Source organism: Variovorax sp. BGA-UO-ETr-C22 (genome assembly GCF_059567965.1).
In genome coordinates this window covers 34329-55993 of sequence record NZ_JCAQPA010000005.1, presented here as the reverse complement: position 1 = coordinate 55993, position 21665 = coordinate 34329, and the positions used below count along the sequence as shown (strand labels likewise).

Sequence of the window (21665 nt, the reverse complement as noted above, 5' to 3'; positions counted from 1 at the left end):
ATCGATGGCAAGGCCGCCATCCTGGCGGCGATCGCCGCGTTCTTCATCTTCGTCTTGCTCACTGGCATACATGCTCCTTCTCGTCATGCTATGCCTCGAACACAAAATTCAGGACAGGCTCCATCGGAGGCACGAACGCGCGGATCGGCGGCAGTGCGTCGCCGTAGCGGTCGATCTGTACAGCGCTGAGCGGGCCCGCACAGCCTTGCTTTTTCTTGGCTCCAACTCCGTCATCTTCGAGCGCAATCACCGCTGCAATGGCTATTCGTGTGACCCCGGATCGGGGAGCGTGATAAATCGACAGGATCGATCAGTACGTTGCAGAACGGTCCGCGATTCACGGCGCGCAGCAATTGCTGGAAGCACTTCCTCCTGATCCCACGGATCGCCGCAGAGCTGGTTCGCATGGCGCCAAGTGATGGCACAGCTTGCTAGAACGTACAAGATTGTTGCGCCAGATTTAAAAGGACAAAGATGATTCTGATTGCCTAATGGACGGCATGCGACATGCAGACTCTCGCAAAGCAAGTCCATCATTTGCTTGAAAAGATCGGAATAACCCGATACGTCCTCGTTGCGCACGATGTAGGCGCGTGAATTCTCGGACGTGCAAGGACCAGACTTTCGTCACATTGTTTGGTCTCTCAACTTTCACGCAGTAAACCTGGCACACGTAGGCATTCATGCTGCAATTCGCCTCAAATCTCAAAAATGGTTAAGCGACAAGGCTTCGGCCGCGCACGAGCCATACTGATCCCATTGCCGAGTGATCCCAGTTCCTCACTTTCTTCATTCGCGCAAGAGCGGTACGACTTCTTCTCGGAAAGGGACTTGTGCTGTAACGGCAAATAATGGAGGGTTCTTGTCGCCAAGACCCAACCTTCGCCGCCGCGGCGCGATGCTGCTCCGTCTGCGCAGACGGAGCCCGCCAGGCGATGTTTGTTCTCGATGGCGACCCGGGCTTCCCGCGATCTACATTTCGTTAGGAGGCATTCATGAACTCACTCCGACCACTCATGGTCGAGGCGGGAAAGTACGAAGTCGACGATTTCTTGCGGGAATGGAGTTGGCTCGTCCCACCCGACGGCACCCCTCTTTTCATTTCTGCGTTTGGCGATTGGGTGTTCGGCAAGCCTGACGGCAGCCTGTGGGTACTCTCAGTCCTCGAAGGGACCTATCTGCAGGTGGCCCGCAACTCCAACGAATACAACACGTTCAACAAATCCGCCGACTGGCTGGAGAAAACCTTTATCGCGGGCTGGCTCCCCATCGCCGCGGGAAATGGACTTGAGCCTCAGCTAGATGAGTGTCTTGGATGGAAACTTCACCCATTGCTTGGAGGGAAGTTGGAGGTCGCAAATTTGCAGCTCTTTAGCATGCCGCTCTATCAATCGCTGATGGGGCAGCTTCACCGTCAGTTCCAGGCTGTTCCTGAGTCGTCGAGGGAGAGAAAGCCTTGGTACAAAATTTGGTAGCCACTGCTTTCAGCGAGGGGCGGCTGGTCATCGGTGCGGAAGAACGCAGCCCAAGACCGGTCACTGATGGACGTGGGCGAGGCTGTGATGAGATTCACTCCCGTACATAAAAAGGTGATGTCGATGAATATAGAAATGCGCGATGCGCGTGTCTTGGCGGAACAGTACATCACGGAGCGCATCTCGCCTCCTCCAGGAGGGGCCTACACAATCGTTGATGCCGCAATTCGGGCGTCCTACGAAGGATGGCTATTTCCCTACCAGACTGTTCGCCTTATCGCCACGGGGGATATTGAGTACTCGGTGGTCGGGAATGGACCAATCCTTGTGACAAGAATCGGTACGGTGATGGGGCCGCAGAGACCAGGTAGATGACTGTTTCGGAGCAAGTCATGCAGCCGCTACGGGCCTCGCTCAGTCGGCATAGCTTCGGCTACAGTCGGCCGGGATCCGACGTGCGTGAATGCCGCCCATTTCGGCCGGAATGGTCGATTTGGGTTGTGCTTTCCGCGCCCGAGGCGCGCCGTCTTTCGAGTGCGTCGTCGATCAGAGACCGGCCCGCCAAGGAAAAATACGGGCGCAGCGAGCACTTGACGCGACCTATCGGCCACGTAATCTCCACCAGGGATACCCAATGACCAGAAGACTCATCAGTTCAGGCTCGACCTTCGAGCAGGAGATCGGATACTCCCGTGCGGTAGTAGTTGGTGACTGGGTGTTTGTTTCGGGCACTACAGGCTTTGACTACAACACCATGTCCATCTCGGACAGCCTGATTGAACAGACCGAGCAATGTTTGAAGAACATTGAGTCCGCATTGCGAGAAGCGAACGCCAGCTTGCAGGATGTCGTTCGTGTTACGTATGTCTTGCCAAATGGTGCTGAGTTCAGCCGGTGCTGGCCGGTGCTGCGTAAATACTTCGGCGAAGTTCGCCCCGCTGCCATGATGATCTCAGCGGGGTTGGCGGATCCGCGTATGAAGATCGAGATCGAAGTCACCGCGCTACGGTCCTGATACCCCGCCGACTGACGCCTGTCACCGCAGTGAGAGGGGCAGCGCCGGCTGCTGGTCACCAGCGGTCGCCCGTCTGAGCTCCCGAATCAACCCACAAACGAGTAAAGAAATTCTCATGCCGACCCTACTTTCGCACGAACGTCAAGCTCTCAAAAAAAGAGCGGATGTTGTGGAGCTGCTTGCGCTGGCATCAAGCTGCGAAGGGGACGAGAAAGAAGGCTACGTCTATACCTTCAGCTCCCCTTCGATCTCGGCCGAACTTCGCGTTGACTATGGAATGGAGCTTGGGATCAAACTGAGCGTGGCCGCGCAGGCGGCCCCAATAGCAGCGGCCCGGCTGAGCTACTGCGAGGAGGTTCGCACAAGGAACTCACAGTACCTTAAGTTCATCGAGTTCATTGGGCATCTCGAAAGCAGTCGAGAGGGAGCGATTCGGCTTTCCCGCAAGGCGGGATTTCGGCTTGTACTGGTGCCAGCCGTCTCGCTATCGATGTTCTACGACACGGAGCCTTGGTCTGCCGGCTCTGAGTGACTGGCTCAGAGCAGCCGCTACTTCCGCGTCGGGCCCGAATGCGACATTTTTTTCGGAAGCGGCCACTCGGTGGCGTTGAAGTTGACCTGCCCCCTCCCGGCCGTACCAGCGTAATGGCAGTGAAGCCCGTCTGGGCGAACGTCGGCACATGGGGAGGATTGCCACGACGGTTGTTGCACCCACGACACGACGCTGTTGCTCCTCCACACCGAGCTATCACAGGGCTGTATCTAAGGTGTCTCTCCACGCGCGCCTCGAGGGTTGTCATGAGGCGGAAGTGTCTCTACCGCGGAAAAATCCGGCCAAGGGACTCAATTCCGATCAGACCTTCTGCTCAGACGCAGTGCTGTCAGCGCGAGCGAAAGCTGCGCTTGCGACGACACAAGCTGTGCGTGGACACCGGCCACGTTGAAAACAAGTGCAGCGCGCAAAAAAATGGACAACCAGGCAGGACCCAGGCTATGGTTTCAACCGTTTTGGACGACGTGCGGCTGACGTGCTCAGTATGCGCAGCGCACTCTCGATATGCAAGCGCATGCATTCCGTTGCGCCTTCTGCATTGCCGTCACCGATCAGCGCTACGAGTTCGGCGTGGCCGTCCTGCACCTTCTGCAAGCTAGCCTCGGTCTTGCGTCGTTCCATGCCCTTGCGGGATTGCACCTCAAGCGAAGCGCGAACTGACTCGATCATTTGAAACAACAGCAGATTGCCGCTGGCGCGCGCGATTTCCAGATGCAATTCGGTATCGAGTGACGCATAGACGGAAGGACGGCGCAGTTGCGTCTGCATCTGAATGATCAGATCAGACATGCGAGTCAGTTGCTCCGGGGTGTGCCGTCGGGCGGCCAGCGAGGCCGCGCGGCCTTCGAGGCTCGCGCGCACGTCCATCAAGTCTTCCGTCGAGTTCTCCAGCACCAGCAACGCGCGCGAGAAATAGATGCCGAGCGCTGACGCGTCCAGGTCGCGTCGGATGATTGGACTCCTGCCATTGGCGATTTCCACGACGCCCAGGCCCTTCAGGGTTCTCAGTGCCTCCCGCACGACCGTCCGACTGACGCCGAGCGACTCGCCCAGCCGCGCTTCTGAAGGCAGCGGCGCACCTGGGCCCAGTTTGGCGTCCTGGATGTGCTGGAGCAGGCTTTGCACCGCCTGCTCGGTCAGCGAGTTCCGCTCAAGGCGGCCGGGGACGAAGGGGTGTGCTGTCATGGCTTGGTCCTTCAGACCTATCATACAGGGTGACAGCTTGTCGTCGCAGGATCTGGCGCGTTCAATCCACCTCTCTCAAGGAGGCAAGAATCCATGTGGAAAGATGATGCCGAGCTGTTCGGTCTTATGCGCACGCGCCTGTTTCCGGCCGTGGTCGGCGACATTCTCGACACGCTCGGGCTGATGCACCAGTTCCTATCGCCGGCGATCAAGCCGGTCGAGCGCTCAATGGTCGTCGTAGGCCGCGCCATGCCGGTGCTGGAGACCAACTGTTTCTCGCGCGCTGAGCCCGAGGGCAAATCCCCGCTGAGCCAGCAGGCCTTCGGCCTGTTGTTCCACGCGCTCGACGACCTTGCGCCCCACGAGGTTTACGTCGCTACCGGATCAGCGCCCCAGTTCGCGCTGTGGGGCGGCCTTATGACGACGCGCGCCATGCACCTGAAGGCCGCCGGCGCGGTGCTGGACGGCTATTCCCGCGACACGACGGAGGTGATCGAGTTGGGCCTGCCCGTGTTCTCGCTCGGCGGCTACTCCCAGGACCAGGGGCCGCGTGGCAAGGTAGTGGACTACCGCGTGCCGGTGGAGATCCAGGGTGTCCGCGTGCGCCCAGGCGACATCGTTTTCGGCGATCAGGACGGCGTGCTGATCATTCCCCGCGAGGCCGAGGTGGAGGCCATCGGCCTCGCGCTGGAAAAGGTCGCCACGGAAAGCAGCGTCCGCAGGGCCATCAAGAACGGCATGAGCACCGTTGAGGCATTCAAGACATTCGGCGTGATGTAGCGCGCACCCATGACAAGCAAAGAGACACAGACCATGACCCGTACCTCCAACCGCCGCGTCGTCCTGGCAGCCCTGGGCCTTGGCGCTGCGCTGACCGTGCTCGCGCCTTTCGCCTCGGCCCAAACCGTGGCTGACTTCAAGAAGAAGGGCGAGATCACCATCGGCATGCTGGTCGACTTTCCGCCCTACGGAACCACCGACGCCAAGAATCAACCCGACGGCTACGACGCCGACGTGGCCAAGCTGCTGGCCAAGGACTGGAGCGTCAAGGTCAACATCGTGCCAGTCACGGGCCCGAATCGAATTCCCTTCCTGCTAACCAACAAGGTCGACCTGCTGGTTGCCTCACTGGCCATCACCCCCGAGCGTGCGAAGCAGGTGGATTTCTCGATCCCCTATGCAGCGGCATCCGTGGTGCTCTATGGCGCCAGAAAGGCCGAGATCAAGGCGGCGGCCGACTTCAAGGGCAAGCGCCTGGGGGTGGCTCGCGCCAGCGTGCAGGATGTCACATTGACGGGTATGGCGCCCGAGGGCACCGAGATCCGTCGCTTCGATGACGACGCATCGGCCATGCAGGCGCTGCTATCCGGCCAGGTCGATGCCATCGGCTGCTCCACCACCGTGGCCGCGCAGATCGCTCAGCGCGCACCGGCCAACACCTACGAGCAGAAGATGCTGTTGCGTCAGCAGGTCATGGGCATCGTGTTGCGACCGGGCCAGCTCGAACTGAAGAAGGCCGTGGATGAGTTCGTGGTGCGAAACAAGGGCAATGGCGAATTGAACAAGCTCTATCGAAAATGGCTGGGCACCGACTTCCCGGCGCTGCCGAGCTCCTAGACATCATGGTCGCTCGATAGCGCCGCGAAGGGCTCGTCTCCGGTATCGTGGGTTGCGCACCTGAGTGTGCAATCCACGATACCGGAGACGAGCCTTCCTTCGCCAATAGAGCGACCATCATGTCTAGTCTCACTGAGTCAGCAAGCCTAGGTCCGAGTCGTTCTTATATCCGTGCCGAAATCGCACTCGGTGCTGTCGAACATCTAACAGCGGCTCGGATCAGAACCTGATCAGATCTTCTCCAATGTGTTGCAGGCGCGTGCCAATCGTTCGCATCCTTCGTCAACGGCATAGCCGAGAGCTTCGTGAACACGTTCAAGCGAGGCTACGTTAGCCGGTGGACCTTGCCGATGCGAGAACGGTGATGGCGCAGATGGCCGCCGCCTTCGAGCACTTCAACGAGGTGCACCCGCATTCGGCATTGAAGATGAAATCACCCAGGGAGTTCAGGCAGCATCGCGCTGCACAACAGCGCTTTGCTCAGACCGAGCAGACGCGGCATTGCGAATAGCCCGTGGCCTGAAATACGGGGGCAAGCTGATTTAGCTGTTGCAACCAAGCCGACAGGCAAAGTTTGTCCGGTCGCTCGGGAGCGACTTCTTTCTAGTCATCCGCCCAGGCCCAAGAGAGCGAAATATCACCGGTAAAAGGTTGACGGCGATGTCTTGAAATGTCGCCTGAACATCGCTGCAAATGCGCTCGGACTGGAGTACCCACAATCGAAGGCTACCTCGATGAGCTTGTCACCCTCGGCGATCCTCCGAAGTGCGTGTAGCAAGCGCGCTTGCTCACGCCATTGCGCGAAGGTCATCCCGATCTCCTTGGAGAACAGCCGGTGCAGTGTCCGTTCGCCCACGCTTGTTAGTGCCAGCGCAATCTTGACCAGCTAAAGCGCTGATCTCGATTGCACTGGCGCTAACAGCTTCACCAACGTGCGGCCGGGCAGCCAGGTCTCGGCAACCGAGAAATGCCGCCGCAGCGCCGGGCTTGCGCCACGATCTGTTCCGGGCTGAGGCCTTCGCCCCACGCCCCCACTTCGTTAGACCGGTAAAACTCGGGTTTCCCCCATACATGCGTTGTTGGACGCAATCCTAGACTACAGCGAATCGTTTAGCTAAACGTTTCGCCTAAGGACTGAGGTCCACCTGCGAGCGATCTTCTGACCACCTGAAGGAGCAACATGTATTCGAAGCAAGCCTTGAACAAGCTTGGCGTTCAGCCAAGCGACTTCACGCCTGAGCACCGTCAACAACTGGATAGCAACGGCTTCTACATCGTCAGGGGCGTGCTGTCGCCTACCGAGTGCGCACGCATGGCAGAAGAGTTTGAGCGCATCCATGCAAAGGAGCGCGATCAAGGTGGGGGTGAGGTGCACATCGAGCCAGGTGCTCGACGGATCTCGGACATCTTCAACAAAACTGACGTCTACGATGCCTGCCTGGAGCTCAAGCCGGTGTTGGCCGCCGCCCAGTACCTGCTCGGCGAATTCAAAGTGCACGGCGCCAACCTGCGCGATCCGGTCAAAGGGTATGGACAGCAACAGCTCCATGTTGATGTGCCGAAGCTCTTTCCGGAGGACTGGTGGGTTCTCAATGCCATTGTCCTGTTTGACGATATGACCTTGGACAACGGGCCGACCCGCGTTGTACCCGGTTCTCACCACTGGGCTCCGATCAATGTGCCCTACATCAACCAGGCGGACTGGGAGCCTATGCCACTGACTCCCGAGGAGCAGGCGCGCGTGCCGGCCGACCTCGATGCGCCGTATCCAGGCCAAGTTCTGGTGACGGGCAAAGCCGGCGATGTCGTCATCATCAATTCCTCCATCTGGCATGCCGGCACGCTCAAGAACACTGATGCGCTGCGCCGTGTGCTGCACCTGACTTACACACGCCGCGATCTGCCGCAGCAGTTGTGCCAGATCGACTACCTGACCCCTGATCTGTACGAGCGCATGAGCCCTGTCCACCGCTGGCTACTTGAGATCGAGCCCAAGACTGGTGACGAAGTTCTGCGGCAGAAGAAGCGCGAAAACAACGGCTGGTGGAACTGAAGTTAGCCGCACCCCATTGCCCACTACTGAGGAGACATCGCATGCATATCGGACGCAACTTTTTTTCGCTGGCCTTGTCGGCGACGTTAACCGCCGCAGCAGGATCAGCCTTCGCCGCTGGTCAGCACACTGGCGTGACGGTCAATATCATGACCTTCACGGGCCCCATCACGGCCGAACCGCTCCAGCGGCGTGCGCCGGATTTCGAAAAGCTCACCGGCGCAAAGATCAACATTGTCACGGTGCCGTTCGCGGACCTGTACACCAAGGTGCTGACCGACTGGGCCTCTGGCACCAACTCGATCGACGCCGCCGTGATTCCTCCGCAATGGGCAGTCGATTACATCGTGCCGGGCTATCTGCAGGATCTCAGTGCCTCCATGGCCGCAGACAAGGCGCTGCAGGAGAACGACATCGCTCCGTTCTTTCGCGACTTCTCGCAGAAGTACAAGGGCAAGTCCTACCTGGTCACCATGGACGGCGATTTCCAGATGGTCTACTACAGGACGGACGTGCTGAAGTCGCTCGGGCTGAATCCGCCGAAGACCTGGGACGACTACCTGGCGATTGCCAAGGCGGCGAACGGGAAGGACCACAACGGCGACGGCAAACCAGACTACGGGTCCTGCATTGCCAAGAAGCGCAATGCCCAGTCTTACTGGATGTTCATGTCCATCGCTGCGAGCTACCTGCAATCGCAGGGCACCAATCAGGGCATCTTCTTCGACACGAAGACCGGCAAACCATTGGTCAACAACGAGGCCTTCGGCGCCGCACTCGACACCTATGCGGAGACTGGCAAGTACGGCCCTCCCGACGAAATCAACCACGACATCGGCGACGCACGAAGCCTGTTCATGACAGGGCGCTGCGCGCTGACCCTGGACTGGGGCGATACCGGCACCCTGGCCATCGACGCGAAGACCTCCAAGGTGATGGACAAGGTGGCGGCGATCATGCTGCCGGGCTCGCGCAAGGTACTGGACCGCACCACCGGCAAGTTGGCGCAGTGCGATGTCAAGCTTTGCCCCTATGCCATCGATGGCGTCAACCATGCACCGTACGCGGCCTTCGGCGGTTGGTCCGGCGGAGTCAATGCCAAGGCCAAGGATGCGGTCAAGCGCGCGGCCTACGACTTCTTCTCCTACGTCTCCAACCCCGCGCAGTCTTCGAAGGACGTGACGCTGGGACAGACGGGCTTCAACCCCTACCGCCTGTCGCATTTCCAGAACATCCAACTGTGGATGGATGCCGGCATGAGCAAGGCCGCGGCCGAGAATTACCTGGGTGCGATCAAGGCCAGCCTGGAGAGCCCCAACATGGCCCTGGACCTGCGCATCCCCAAGAACCAGGCATACCAGCAGGTCGCGTTGGACACGGCATTGGCTCGCTTCCTGTCCGGTGGTGTGAAGAAGGCGCAGACCCTGTCGCAACTGCAAAAGGCGTGGGAAGAACTGAACCAGGACAACGGCGCGGACAAGCAATTGGCTGCCTACCGTGCATCGTTGGGCCTCGACAAGTAGCCTGCTGAGGACCGGACCGGCTCGCTGGACGGGCCGGTTTGCTCTATACCCCGATCGATCAGAACGAACCCCACGATGTCCATGTCCGCAACCTACCGCGAGCAGGCGCAAAGCGAGGCAGCCGGCGACGGCCTTATGGCCCGCTTGGCCGAGCGCTTCGACGTCCATTCCAGCCGGCTGATGGTGCTGCCGGCAGTGCTGGTGCTGCTGGCGTTCTCCATCTTCCCATTGCTGGCGTCGAGCTACCTGGCGCTGTCGCGCTTCTCGCTGGAGGCGGGTGGGGTCAAGTTGGAGTACGTCGGCTGGCGCAACTTCGAGCGGCTGCTGTTTGGATCGCAGCAGGATCATTTCCTCGGCTTCTGGGCATCGCCCGGAATCATCGGTTGGTCCGTCATGGCGCTGGCCGGCATCGCGCTGCTGCGCTGGCTGTGGCGGTCTGCACGTGGCGGACGGTCTTCGGTCATCGGCTGGGCCGGACGCTTGCTCATCGCCATGCTCGTAGGGGCGCTGCTCTTGCTATCGGTCGGGACGGTGAGCGCAGAGGGTGCGCCCGGCTCGCTGGTCACGACCCTGTTCTACGTCGTTGTGGGTGTCACGGCGCAGTTTGGCATCGGACTGGGCCTGGCCTTGCTCTGCGCGTTGCCATTGCGTGGCAAGAGCTTCTTCAGGGTGGTCTATTTCATTCCGCTGATGTTGACCCCGGTGGGCATTGCCTACACCTTTCGCATGATGGCGGACATGTCCATGGGGCCGTTGGCGCCACTGTGGAGTGGACTGGGACTGGGTGAATTTTCCTGGGCGAGTGACCCATGGGCGGCCCGCATCGTCGTCGTGATCGCTGACACCTGGCAATGGGTTCCATTCATGTTCCTGGTGCTGCTGGCCGCCGTAGAGAACCAGCCCACGGAGCAGATCGAAGCGGCGCGCCTGGATGGCGCCGGTCCATGGGACGTGTTCCGCGACGTCACTTGGCCTGCCATCGCTCCCGTCGCGGCCACCGTCGTCCTGATCCGGCTGATCGAGAGCTTCAAGATCATCGACCTGCCCAACGTGCTGACCAACGGCGGCCCAGGCATCGCAACCGAGTCCATGACCCTGCATTCGTTCATCGCGTGGCGCACGCAACAGCTCGGCGAGTCGGCGGCGGTTGGCTACATGTTGCTGTTCATTGCCGTGATCGGCTGCTCGGCATTCTTCAACTTTGCTTCGGGCAGCGCGCGTGCCCATGAGCGGGAGGCCGCATGACAACAACCCCTATGCCGCCGCGCAGCCTCTGGCAGCGCCTGTTCGAGCCACGAGACATTGTCTCCAGTTCTCCGTTTGCCCGCGTCGCTGCCTATACCGTCCTCGTTTTCTGGGCAGTGGTGGTGCTGTTTCCGCTGTACTGGGTGGCGATCACTTCGCTGAAACTGCCTGTGCATGTCAGCGATGGTCCGTTCTACCTGCCGTTCGTGGACTTCGAGCCTTCGTTGGATGCTTGGCGCTACATCCTGGTCGAGACGGGGCGCGACACGCTGAGGCCCTACCTCAACTCGCTGTACATCGCGGCCATCAGCACGGTCATTGCGGTGTTGCTCGGCGCCATGGCGGCCTACTCGCTGGTGCGCGTGCGGCACCGGGTCAAGGTCGGCTCCATTGTCGCGTTCATCATCATCGTCGGGGCGGTGGCGGTGGCCACAGCTGCCCTGGATGTTCCGCTGGGCGTCGCGCTCGTGTCAGGCATGGGCTTGTTCTGCCTGTTCCTGTCCACGATCTCGCGGCATCTGCGGCGTGAGGTTGGCAACAACGATGTCCTGTTCTGGGTCGTTTCCAATCGCATCTTGCCCCCGGTCGTGACCGTGCTGCCGATCTACGTCATGTTCCAGCGCGCAGGCCTGCTGGACACCAGCGTTGCCTTGATCGCGACCTATGTGGCGGTGAACCTGCCGATCGTCGTCTGGCTGATGCGTGACTTCTTCGCCGGCGTTCCGATCGACATGGAAGAGTCGGCCGCGATCGATGGCGCCTCGAAGATGCGCATCTTCTGGACCATCGTCCTGCCGATGACCCGAAACGGCCTGGTGGCAACGACCTTACTGGTCTTCATCCTGTGCTGGAACGAGTACCTGCTGGCGCTATTCCTGTCCACTGCCAACACCCAGACGATGCCCCTGCTGATCGCTGCGCAGAACGCTACGCGCGGCCCGCAGTGGTGGACCATGTCTGCGCTCATCATTTTGATGATCGCGCCCGTGGTCGCACTGACCGTCGCATTGCAGAAACAAATCGCCCGCGGCCTGATGGCTGGGGCCGTCAAGGGTTGACCCGGAGACCACCATGAGCGTCACACTGTCCAATGTCAAAAAGTCCTTCGGTAACGTAGAGATCGTCAAGGGCTTGAGCCTCGACATCGCCGAAGGCGAATTCCTCGTGCTGCTCGGCCCGTCAGGTTGCGGCAAGACCACCGCGCTGCGCATGATCGCGGGCCTGGAGTCCGTGTCCGGCGGCACCATCGCCATCGGCGACCGTGACGTCACCTCCGTACTGCCAAAGTACCGCGACATCGCGATGGTGTTCCAGAGCTATGCGCTGTATCCGCACATGTCCGTGGCTGACAACGTCGGTTATCCGCTGAAGCTCCGCAAGGTGCCCAAGGAGGGCATTGACCAGCAGGTGCGTCAAGCCGCTGCCAAGGTGCACCTGGAACCCTACCTCAACCGCTACCCGCGAGAACTCTCCGGCGGGCAGCGCCAGCGCGTGGCTTTGGCGCGGGCGATGGTTCGGCGGCCCAAGCTGTTTCTGATGGACGAGCCGTTGTCGAACCTGGACGCCAAGCTGCGCGACCACATGCGCGCGGAACTCAAGCACCTGCAGCGGGACCTGGGCGTCACCACGGTGTACGTGACGCACGACCAGATCGAGGCAATGACCCTGGCGCACCGCGTGGCCGTGATGAACGCCGGTGTGGTGCAGCAGGTCGGCCCGCCTCGCGAGATCTACGAAAACCCGGCCAATCTGTTCGTCGCGGGCTTTCTCGGTTCGCCGCCCATGAACTTCGTGGAGGGTGAGATTGCCGATGCGTCGTTCATCTGCGCGGCCGGACGCGTCCCCCTGCCGGGTTTCCAGCCGCGCAGCAAAGTCACGCTCGGATTTCGCCCCGAAGATGCCTACATCGGAGACCCCGGCAAGGGTTCCCTGGACGGCCGCATCTACTCCACCGAGATGACCGGCAAGGAAACCATCGTTACCTGCCAGATCGGCGAGACGCATGCGGTGGTCAAGGCCGACAAGTACTTCGAGCGCGAGATGCACGGGGCCATGAGCATCGCGGTGGACGCCAGCAAGGCCTGCGTGTTCGATACCGCAAGCGGTGCGCGCATCCGCAATTGAAGGAAACCATGGACTACAGACATTGGGACAGGCTCGGCAACGGCGGCCTGCATTTCTCGCGCCTCGGTATGGGCACGGCACCGCTGGGAAACCTCTACTCGGCGATCAGCGATGAGGAGGCACGCGCGACCCTGCAAGCGGCATGGGACGCCGGCATGCGTTACTTCGACACCGCGCCACAGTATGGGCTGGGCACGGCGGAGCGGCGATTGGGCCGCTTCCTGTTCGAGCGGCGCGAGCAGCCTTTCGTGCTGTCGACCAAGGTGGGGCGCCTGCTGCGCCTGTGCGCGCCGGACGAGCGCCTAGGCATCGGCAAGTTCTTCGAGGTACCCTCGCGCCAGGAACAGTTCGACTACAGCTACGACGGCGTCATGCGGTCAGTGGAGTTCTCGCTGGAGCGCATGGGCCTGGACCGCATCGACATCCTCTATGCCCACGACCTGGATGTGTTCAGCCATGGGAGCGTGGAGCGACGCGACCACTACATTGACGAATTCCTGCAGGGCGGTTATCGGGCCTGCCTTGCCTTGCGCGAACAGGGCGTGATCAAGGCCTTTGGTGCCGGCGTCAACGAATGGCAGGCCTGCCAGATCCTGGCGGAGCGCGGCGATTTCGACCTGTTCCTGCTGGCAGGCCGCTACACGCTGCTGGAACAGGAGGCACTGGACACGTTGCTGCCACTGTGCGAGCGGCGTGGCATCGGCATCGTGCTAGGGGGGGCCTTCAACTCCGGCATTCTGGCGTCCGGCGCCGCCCCGGGGGCGTTCTACAACTACGCCCCTGCACCACCCGCCATTCTTGAGCGCGTCCGCCGCATTGAGAAGGTGTGCGAGCGCCACAGCGTGCGTCTGATTGAAGCGGCTCTGCAGTTTCCATTGGCTCATCCCGCAGTCGTCACGCTGATCGCGGGAGCCAAGCACCCGCAGGAGGCAAGCTCCGCCTCCGCGCTGCCCGCTGCCGCAATCCCAGCCGCCTTCTGGCAGGAACTCAAGGCCGAGGGGCTGGTTCGTGCCGATGCACCCGTACCGTCAGCGCCATGACGACCCGCATCATCCTGCGCCCGGCCATGTTTGGAGAGCGCGAGCATCCGCTGCTGGAAGCGCCGGGCCTGGCCTGCTCCACCTTCCGTTTCGACTCCGGCGTCGAAGCTTTGCGCATCCGCAACGCACGCGGAGAGATCGTGGTGCTGCCGTTCCGCGGTCAGCAGATCTGGCGGGCTGCGTTCAATGGTCGCGAACTGGCGATGCGTTCCATGTTCGAGCAGCCTTCGCGCAGCACGGACTATCTTCGCACCTATGGCGCGTTCTTCCTGCACTGCGGCCTCACCGGCTTGGGTGCGCCTGGGCCGCGGGACAACCACCCGCTGCATGGCGAGTTGCCGAATGCGGACTTTGATGAGGCCAGTCTGGAGTTCGATGCAGCCAGCCAGATGCTCTGGGTGCGTGGCAGCTACCGGCACACCGTCGCGTTCTCGACCGACTACCGGGCCATGGCGCACGTCGGCATCCAGCGCGACTCCGCCATGCTGGAGGTCGGGCTTGAAGTACGCAATCTCAAGCGCACGCCGATGGATCTGATGTACCTCGGCCACGCCAACTTCCGCCCCGTGGATGGCGCACGCCTGGTCTACAGTGCCCCCTATACGCCGCAGGCGGTGCGGGTACGTCGTTCCATCCCGGATCACATCGCACCAGCCCACGGGTATGCGGAACTGCTGCAGGCCCTGGCGGTGGACCCGCAGGCGCACCACCGCCTACAAGCGGGCGTGGCCTACGACCCGGAGGTGGTCTTTGCCGTCGACATGGTCTCCGATGCCGACGGCTGGGCGCATGCGCTGCAGGTCCACCCCGACGGTGCTGCGGACTACGCCTCGCATCGCCCCGACCAGGCACCGAAGACGGTGCGGTGGTTGTGCCGGACTGCGGACCAGGATGCACTGGGGCTGTCGTTCCCGGCGACATCGGGTGTCGAGGGCTACCACGCCGAGAAATCCGCCGGGCGCTACGTCGCCCTGGCGGGTGGTGATGCCTGGCGCGTGGACATGCGGTTTGGCGCGCTAACGCCAGCAGAGGCAGTGGAGAAAGAGCGGCGGATCGAGCGTGACATGGGACGCTCGTGAAGCAGGCATGCTGAACGAAATCAGGAGGATCAATCGGATGGCAACTATGAAGGATGTGGCGGCGGTGGCGAAAGTCAGCATCGCCACGGTGTCGGCGACGCTGGCCAGTACGGCCTACGTCAGCCCGGATCTGAAGGCGCGCGTGCTGCAGGCGGTTGCCGAACTGGGGTATGAACCCAATTCGGTGGCGAGCGGTCTCAAGCGCGGTAAGACTTCGTTGATCGGTCTCATCGTGCCCGATATCACGAACCCGTTCTTCACCGAGTTCGTGAACTTGGTGCAGCGCGATGCGATACAGGCGGGATATACCGTGCTGCTAGCGATCAGCGAGCAGAGTCCGGAACGGCAAGCTGCGCTGGTACGGCTGATGCGCTCCCATCAGGCTGCAGGCACCATCCTGTGCGCCACCGGCAGTGCCGAGGCCTGCCGGGATGTAGTCGCCCAGGCCGGCAAGATGAAGCTGGTGTTCGTTGACAACGCGCCGCCAGGAATGGGCGTGGACGGTGTCATGCTCGACAACCGCCGCGCCGCCCAGTTGGCCGCGGAGCACATCGTGTCGTGCGGACACCGGCTTGTCGCCACGGTGGCCGGTCCCACTGACCAGTCGCCAGGCTCAGATCGATTGCAAGGATTTCTGGAAACCATGCGACAGCACGGCCTGGAAGTCCCGCCGGAGATGGTGCGGCAAGGCGACTTCCAGGTGGAGCATGGATACGAGGCGTCCCGGGAATTGCTGGCGGCTGAGCCTCGTCCCACAGCCGTGTTCGTTGCCAACAACCACATGCTGATCGGGCTGATGAAGGCGGTGGCCGAGCTCGGCCTCGTCGTGCCCTCGGACCTGTCGGTTGCCAGCATCGACGATTTCCCCTGGGCAACGGCCTTCTCACCGGCGATGACGACGGTGCGCCAACCGATTGCCGCCATGGCTTCGGCGGCGTTGCAGCGGCTGCTGGCACGCATCGATGGCGACGCTAGTGCCCCGCAAACCGTGGTGCTGAAGCCGGAGCTGGTCGTACGCGCCTCTTGCGCGCCACCGGGCGGCGACGCCACTGCGCGGCGCAGGGTCAAGAGCACGACTAACTAGGGTGCAAGCAACGACGTACGGGCCACGCGGCTCCTCTCCTCCTTCCACCGATAAACAACCATGACACTTTCCACGATAGCCGCCCTGGATGCGGTCCTGCCCGCCGATGCCGCCCGAGCCCTGCTCGTGGGGCGCCTATGGGTACCGGAAATAGGCCCCATGCCCGTTGCTGTGCACGGCCTCCACTTGGTCGACCTGTCGGGTCTGGCCCCCACCACCAGCCAGCTGCTGGAGCACGAGGACTTGGCCGCTGCCGTACGGCAGGCACGGGACAGTGCGCCCGTGGTGGCCACGCTGCAAGAAGTGCTGGCCAATGCCGACGAGACCCGCCGCGACAAAGGACGCCCCTGGTTGCTTGCGCCGTGCGATCTGCAGGTCGTCAAGGCCAGTGGCGTGACCTTCATCGACAGCCTGTTGGAGCGTGTCATCGAGGAGCAGGCCCGCGGCGATGCCTCCAAGGCTGGCGCGATTCGCCGCGAACTGGGCGAGGTGCTGGGCGGCGACCTGGCGGGCATAGTGCCAGGCTCGGAGCAGGCGTTGCAGGTCAAGCAGTTGCTGATTGCACGCGGTGCCTGGTCGCAGTATCTGGAGGTCGGCATCGGCCCCGATGCGGAAGTGTTCACCAAGGCGCCCGTGTTGTCGGCCGTAGGGGCGGGCGCGCAGGTCGGCATCCATCCGGCATCGCAGTGGAACAACCCCGAGCCCGAGGTCGTGCTGGCCGTGAACAGCCGTGGGACCGTTGTTGGTGCCACGCTGGGCAACGACGTGAACCTGCGCGATGTCGAAGGGCGCAGCGCCTTGTTGCTGTCCAAGGCCAAGGACAACAACGCGTCGTGCGGCATCGGGCCGTTCATCCGCCTGTTCGACGGCCACTTCGGCATCGACGACGTGCGGCGCTGTGAAGTGGCGCTGTCCGTCGAGGGCGAGGACGGCTTCGTACTGCATGGCCGCAGTTCACTCAGCCGCATCAGCCGTGACCCGCTGGACATCGTGGCGCAGGTGCTGAACCCGCAGCATGCCTACCCGGATGGCTTCATGCTGTTCCTGGGCACCATGTTCGCGCCCACCCAGGACAGGTTCGGGCCCGGCCAAGGCTTCACGCATGCGGTCGGCGACGTGGTGCGCATATCGGCTGCGCAACTCGGGGCCTTGGTCAACCGGGTCGTCCACGCGGACCGCGCGGAGCGCTGGGAGTTCGGCATCGCCGCACTCATGGGCAACCTGGCGCAGCGGGGCCTGTTGCCGTCCACGCGTAGAGCCGCTCCATGAGGGTGGACGCCCACCAGCACTTCTGGCGGCCCAGCAGGCTGCTGAAATACCTCACTCGAAGGTCCCCCTTCGGTGAGTTTGGCGCGTTGGCTTCGTACTTCAGCCTGCTGGGGACGTCTGCCGATCCTGCTCGCACGGCCGGCCCCTGCGTCGCACTACGCTACGAATCGACCGGCGCAAGATAGGACGGCAGAGGCGACACCGGCTCGGCCTCCACTCGGCCCCAGTTCTCCAGCCAGAACTCGCACGACTCCACGAGGTGACGATGCAGAGCCTTTCCCGCAGCGTCGAGCTTGCGCGTCAGTACCAGGTCGAGCACCTCCAGATGCTGGCTGAGGCTGCTTCTCATGTGCTCGCGGGGGGAGCCCACCCTGAAGCTCAATCGATGGGGATTGGAGACCAACAGCGAGTGCGTGCGTTCGAGCACCCGCAAGAGTTCCTTGTTCTGGCAGCCCGCCAGCATGAGCACATGCAGGTCGTTCTCAAGATCGATGTGCGTGGTGCTACCGAGCTTGGGAATATCGTGCAACGCAGAGAGCAGCTTCTCGCGCCAGGCGCGCACCTTGGCCTCGTCCACGGTTGGAGCCGATTGCACCAGCGCCTGCGGCTCCAGCAGCCAGCGCAGTTCATAGAGCGAGCGCAGCCGCTCCGAAGTAAGGCGTTCGGCCAGCCACCGGCCCTGCCGATCCTTGGAGACCAGGCCCACGCCCTGGAGCCTTGCGAGCGCATCGCGTGCAACGGTGCGGCTGACGCTGAAGTGTTCGGCAACGCGTTCCTCGGTGATCCGCAGCGAGTGAGCTACAACACCGATACAGATCTGGTGTTCCATCTCGGCATAGACCTGCCGCCAGCGCGCCATCGGTTCCACTGTAGTGGGAACGATATTGGCGAACTCGGCAGGGCCGCGCTCGCTACGCCGTCCCACGACGACGTAGCCGCGGCCTGGTGCCGCGCGCACGATCTTTGCCTCGCAAAGCTCTTGCAGCGCGCGCCGCGCCGGCGATCGGCTGACCGCGAACGCCTTGGCCACATGCACTTCAAGAAGGCGTTCGCCAGGGCGGATTCGACCGTCTTCGATCATCTCCCGGATCCGCGAGTAGACGCGCTGCTGGATCGGTGCGTGACCATCCTCAACCAGGGAGGCGGTCGTCAATTCTTCCAGGCGCGTGGCGCCGCTGATGTTCAAGTTCATCTTAGTCACAGGTCGTTGATGCCCCTCGAAGCGAAACCGCTTGAGGCCTCACCCCTTTCTCCGAAAACCGGATGTCCGCTGACGTTCTGCACGAGGGCGGGGCGCACAGGTGCCTTCTTGCCGGTTGTGTTGCCCAGATTCTGCATTCGGTTGCGAACCGTGGTACGTCGAAGGGTCTCAGGGAAACCACCAATCACGACTCAAAATGTATGCAGAATACAATGTACATATGTACTTGGAATGCAATGTACGTAGATGAGTTTCTCGCGTCATGAACCCATCTCCTCCGGGAACAGTATTCGAAAGAAGAAACCAGTGTTGAACCATTCACCGAAGGCCCTGGGCGGCCGCCGCTTTACCAGTCGCGCGGGCCGGGTGCTTGACTTCAGCGCGCTCGGCTTCGGCAGCGCGCCACTGGGCAACCTCTACAGGCCGATCTCCAATGCACAGGCTCGCGAATCGCTCGCCGAAGCCTGGGGCAGCGGTCTGCGCTACTACGACACGGCGCCTCTTTACGGTTACGGTCTGGCGGAAATCCGGGTCGGCTCGTTCCTGCGCGAACAGCCCCGCGAAAGCTTTCTGCTGTCCACCAAGGTCGGTCGCATCCTTCGTAGGACCTCGCCCGACGCGCGCGACGGCATCGGAAAGTTCTTCGACGTGCCCTCACGTGAGGTGGTTTACGACTACTCCTACGACGGCGTGATGCGCTGCTTCGAGACCTCCTTCGAACGGCTGGGCCTCGACCGCGTGGACATCTCGCTGTGCCACGATATCGACATCTTCACGCACGGCAGCGCCGAAGCCAGCGCGCAGCGCACGCGCGAATTCCTCGACGGCGGCATGCGGGCGCTCGACGAACTGCGTCGACAGGGCGCCGTGGATGCGATCGGCATCGGCGTCAACGAATGGCAGGTCTGCGAAACTGTGGCGCGCCACGCCGACGTGGATCTCTTCCTGCTGGCGGGACGCTACACACTGCTGGAGCAGGAGTCGCTCGACTCCTTCCTGCCGCTTTGCCAGAGTCGTGGCATGGGCGTAATCATCGGCGGGCCCTTCAACTCGGGTGTACTCGCGACCGGCCCCAAGGACGGCGCCTTCTTCAACTATGCGCCGGCGCCGGCGGGCATCCTGCAGCGCGTGCGCGAGATTGAACGTGTATGCCGTGCGCACGGCACTGCGCTGCGCGATGCAGCACTGCAGTTCCCGCTGATGCATCCCGCCGTGGTCAGTGTGATCCCCGGTGCGATCACGCCGGACGAAGTGCGCGGGAATGTCGCATCGGTCACCGCACCGATTTCCGAAGCGCTGTGGAGTGATCTGAAGCGCGAGGGCCTGTTGCGCGAGGACGCGCCCATCGTGGCGCCCCAAGCAGCGACCACCGAGGAGTCTCGGCATGCGGATTGACGCGCACCAGCACTACTGGTGTCCGGAACGGGGCGACTATCCCTGGATGCCGAATGCGCCGAGTTGTCTGCAGCGTGTCTTCAGTCCGCAGCACATGGCACCATTGCTGGCCGCAGCGCGCATCGACGCGAGCATCCTCGTGCAGGCGGCGCCCACGGTGGACGAAACCCACTACCTGCTCGGCATCGCCGACGCCACACCGTCGGTGGCCGGCGTGGTGGGTTGGATCGACTTCGAGCAGCCCGGCCAGAAAGCGCAACTCGAATGCCTGGCGCGCCATCCGCGCTTGGTCGCGGTTCGCCCTATGGTGCAGGACATCGCCGACGACGACTGGGTCTTGCGCAAGGACATTGATTGGGCGTTCGCGGCAACACAAGAGCTCGGGCTGAGTTTCGATGCGCTGGGCTATCCGCGCCATGTGCGTCGCTTTCTTGCGCGCGCACAGCGCCACCCCGACCTCCGCATCGTCCTGGACCATGGCCTCAAGCCCGAGATCGCGCGCAGCGAATTCCAAACCTGGGCCGCCGACATGCGCGCTATCGCCAGCTACACCAATGCCCTGTGCAAGCTCTCGGGCCTGGCCACCGAGGCAGGCGCGGGGTGGACAGAGGAGCGTCTGCGTCCCTACATCGAGCACCTTGTGCAGATCTTCGGGTCCGAGCGTCTGATGTGGGGCTCCGACTGGCCCGTCTCGACTAGTGCGATCGAGTACGGGCGCTGGCTGAGGTTGTGCGAGACGTTGCTGGCCCCTCTTGGCGAAGCGGCTCTGCAGCGAATCTTCGGAAACAACGCGCTCGCCTTCTACCGCATCGATTCGGACGAACTGCAATCGCGCCTCGCCGGCCAGGCGAAGCAACTTTGACCTTACCCCAAGGAACCATCATGCACACTGCAAAAGCGCTCGCGCAACTCGGCATCTCGACGTCTATCCTCACGCAGGAGCAGATCCGTGCCTTCGACGAACAAGGCTACCTGATCATTCCCGACGTGTTTTCCAAGGAAGACGTCGCCGAAATGATCTCCGAGATCGAGCGCCTGCAAGCCATCGAGGGCGAATATGGCGGCCATGAAGTCCACATAGAGCCCGGCGCGCTGCGACTGTCGAATCTCTTCAACAAATCACCGGCCTTCGATCGGTGTCTGCGCTGCGCGCCGACGCTGGCCGTTGCCCATCACCTGCTTGGCGAGGTCCGGGTCTACTCGCTCAACGCACGCAATCCAGCCAAAGGGCAAGGGCAGCAGCCGCTCCACAGCGATGTTCCGCGCGCACACAACAACGACTGGCGAATGATCAACACGATGGTCATGCTCGACGACATGACCGAAGAAAACGGCCCGACGCGGCTTGTGCCGCAGTCGCACAAGTGGGTTCCCATCAACGTGCCGGACATCAACATGGCCGAGTTCGAGCACATCGCGGTGACGCCCGAACAGGCGGCCATGGTCCCCGCAGATCCTGTGGCAACCCACCCAAAGGAGATCCACGTGACAGGACGGGCCGGGTCGATCGCCGTGATCAACGGACACATCTGGCACGGAGGCACCGCCAACAAGAGCGGCGAGAAGCGTCGTGTGCTTCATCTGGCCATTGGCCGGCGCGACATCCCCCAGCAACTCAATGAGCGGGAACACCTGACGCGGGCGTTGTATGACAGAGCCGGCTCTGCGGAGCGCTTTCTGCTGGACATCGAAGGTGCCGAGCCCAAGGTCGACGACCCGCTGGCGATTCCCAAGGACGCCCGGTTGTGGAAGGCCGCGCACGCCGAAGTCGTCAACCACGGTTGACGAACAACGCAAACCACGATCA

21 protein-coding genes and 2 pseudogenes are annotated in these 21665 nt (G+C 62.2%); 20 read left to right on the top strand and 3 right to left on the bottom strand.

The window, feature by feature from the left end; genetic code table 11:
* From AC57B8_RS01705 to AC57B8_RS01685, 5 genes are all read left to right on the top strand, one after another.
* Positions 1–189 (top strand): hypothetical protein (locus AC57B8_RS01705; protein WP_496478455.1); only part of this gene is annotated, 189 nt, incomplete at its 5' end.
* A gap of 806 nt (positions 190–995) precedes the next feature.
* The gene (locus tag AC57B8_RS01700) at positions 996–1475 is read left to right on the top strand and encodes a T6SS immunity protein Tdi1 domain-containing protein (RefSeq protein WP_496478454.1); all 480 of its coding nucleotides are present in this window, start codon (positions 996–998) and stop codon (positions 1473–1475) included.
* Between the two features lie 66 nt (positions 1476–1541).
* Positions 1542–1850 (top strand): YrhB domain-containing protein, encoded by a 309-nt coding sequence (locus AC57B8_RS01695; RefSeq protein ID WP_496478453.1) that lies wholly within the window; start codon positions 1542–1544, stop codon positions 1848–1850.
* A gap of 259 nt (positions 1851–2109) precedes the next feature.
* Positions 2110–2490, top strand: a complete 381-nt coding sequence (locus tag AC57B8_RS01690) for a RidA family protein (RefSeq protein WP_496478452.1) — start codon at positions 2110–2112, stop codon at positions 2488–2490.
* Positions 2491–2605: 115 nt separating this feature from the next.
* Positions 2606–3022 (top strand): hypothetical protein, encoded by a 417-nt coding sequence (locus AC57B8_RS01685; RefSeq protein ID WP_496478451.1) that lies wholly within the window; start codon positions 2606–2608, stop codon positions 3020–3022.
* 459 nt (positions 3023–3481) lie between these two features.
* Here the strand turns inward: AC57B8_RS01685 and AC57B8_RS01680 are convergent, their stop codons facing one another.
* A complete protein-coding gene (locus AC57B8_RS01680; protein WP_496478450.1) occupies positions 3482–4228 on the bottom strand; it encodes a FadR/GntR family transcriptional regulator in 747 nt (248 codons plus the stop codon).
* Between the two features lie 93 nt (positions 4229–4321).
* On the opposite strand from AC57B8_RS01680, the gene AC57B8_RS01675 reads away from it, so the two are divergent.
* From AC57B8_RS01675 to AC57B8_RS01665, 3 genes and pseudogenes are all read left to right on the top strand, one after another.
* Positions 4322–5008, top strand: coding sequence for an RraA family protein (locus AC57B8_RS01675; RefSeq protein ID WP_496478449.1), 687 nt, complete (start codon positions 4322–4324; stop codon positions 5006–5008).
* 33 nt (positions 5009–5041) lie between these two features.
* Positions 5042–5845, top strand: coding sequence for a transporter substrate-binding domain-containing protein (locus tag AC57B8_RS01670; RefSeq protein ID WP_496478448.1), 804 nt, complete (start codon positions 5042–5044; stop codon positions 5843–5845).
* Positions 5846–6129: 284 nt separating this feature from the next.
* A pseudogene (locus AC57B8_RS01665) lies at positions 6130–6356 on the top strand (integrase core domain-containing protein); the annotation flags it as partial.
* A gap of 126 nt (positions 6357–6482) precedes the next feature.
* Here the strand turns inward: AC57B8_RS01665 and AC57B8_RS01660 are convergent.
* Positions 6483–6701, bottom strand: a pseudogene (locus tag AC57B8_RS01660) (helix-turn-helix transcriptional regulator); the annotation flags it as partial.
* Positions 6702–7025: 324 nt separating this feature from the next.
* On the opposite strand from AC57B8_RS01660, the gene AC57B8_RS01655 reads away from it, so the two are divergent.
* The 9 genes from AC57B8_RS01655 to AC57B8_RS01615 all read left to right on the top strand — a co-directional run bounded on the left by AC57B8_RS01655 (position 7026) and on the right by AC57B8_RS01615 (position 17262).
* The gene (locus AC57B8_RS01655; protein ID WP_496478447.1) at positions 7026–7898 is read left to right on the top strand and encodes a phytanoyl-CoA dioxygenase family protein; all 873 of its coding nucleotides are present in this window, start codon (positions 7026–7028) and stop codon (positions 7896–7898) included.
* Between the two features lie 41 nt (positions 7899–7939).
* A complete protein-coding gene (locus AC57B8_RS01650) occupies positions 7940–9421 on the top strand; it encodes an extracellular solute-binding protein (protein WP_496478446.1) in 1482 nt (493 codons plus the stop codon).
* Positions 9422–9502: 81 nt separating this feature from the next.
* A complete protein-coding gene (locus AC57B8_RS01645) occupies positions 9503–10666 on the top strand; it encodes a carbohydrate ABC transporter permease (protein ID WP_496478445.1) in 1164 nt (387 codons plus the stop codon).
* Positions 10663–11724, top strand: coding sequence for a carbohydrate ABC transporter permease (locus tag AC57B8_RS01640; protein ID WP_496478444.1), 1062 nt, complete (start codon positions 10663–10665; stop codon positions 11722–11724). The genes AC57B8_RS01645 and AC57B8_RS01640 overlap by 4 nt, the downstream gene beginning before the upstream one ends.
* Positions 11725–11737: 13 nt before the next feature.
* The gene (locus tag AC57B8_RS01635) at positions 11738–12790 is read left to right on the top strand and encodes an ABC transporter ATP-binding protein (RefSeq protein WP_496478443.1); all 1053 of its coding nucleotides are present in this window, start codon (positions 11738–11740) and stop codon (positions 12788–12790) included.
* A gap of 8 nt (positions 12791–12798) precedes the next feature.
* Positions 12799–13830, top strand: a complete 1032-nt coding sequence (locus AC57B8_RS01630) for an aldo/keto reductase (protein ID WP_496478442.1) — start codon at positions 12799–12801, stop codon at positions 13828–13830.
* Positions 13827–14909 (top strand): DUF4432 family protein, encoded by a 1083-nt coding sequence (locus AC57B8_RS01625; protein ID WP_496478441.1) that lies wholly within the window; start codon positions 13827–13829, stop codon positions 14907–14909. Before AC57B8_RS01630 ends, AC57B8_RS01625 begins: the two co-directional genes overlap by 4 nt.
* Positions 14910–14916: 7 nt before the next feature.
* A complete protein-coding gene (locus AC57B8_RS01620; protein WP_496478440.1) occupies positions 14917–15993 on the top strand; it encodes a LacI family DNA-binding transcriptional regulator in 1077 nt (358 codons plus the stop codon).
* A gap of 60 nt (positions 15994–16053) precedes the next feature.
* On the top strand, positions 16054–17262 hold the full coding sequence (locus AC57B8_RS01615; protein WP_496478439.1) for a fumarylacetoacetate hydrolase family protein: 1209 nt from the start codon (positions 16054–16056) through the stop codon (positions 17260–17262).
* A gap of 160 nt (positions 17263–17422) precedes the next feature.
* Here the strand turns inward: AC57B8_RS01615 and AC57B8_RS01610 are convergent, their stop codons facing one another.
* Positions 17423–18454 carry a GntR family transcriptional regulator gene (locus AC57B8_RS01610; protein WP_496478438.1) on the bottom strand — a complete coding sequence of 344 codons (1032 nt, stop codon included), beginning with the start codon at positions 18452–18454 and terminating at the stop codon, positions 17423–17425.
* A gap of 318 nt (positions 18455–18772) precedes the next feature.
* On the opposite strand from AC57B8_RS01610, the gene AC57B8_RS01605 reads away from it, so the two are divergent.
* Genes AC57B8_RS01605 through AC57B8_RS01595 form a run of 3 tightly spaced genes read left to right on the top strand, consistent with a single transcriptional unit; the run spans position 18773 to position 21643 of the window.
* Entirely contained in the window at positions 18773–19858 is a 1086-nt protein-coding gene (locus tag AC57B8_RS01605) for an aldo/keto reductase (protein ID WP_496478437.1), read from the top strand.
* Complete coding sequence (locus AC57B8_RS01600; protein WP_496478436.1) at positions 19848–20720, top strand: amidohydrolase family protein; 873 nt, start codon at positions 19848–19850, stop codon at positions 20718–20720. Before AC57B8_RS01605 ends, AC57B8_RS01600 begins: the two co-directional genes overlap by 11 nt.
* A 20-nt stretch (positions 20721–20740) precedes the next feature.
* Complete coding sequence (locus AC57B8_RS01595) at positions 20741–21643, top strand: phytanoyl-CoA dioxygenase family protein (protein ID WP_496478435.1); 903 nt, start codon at positions 20741–20743, stop codon at positions 21641–21643.
* Positions 21644–21665: the final 22 nt, after the last annotated feature.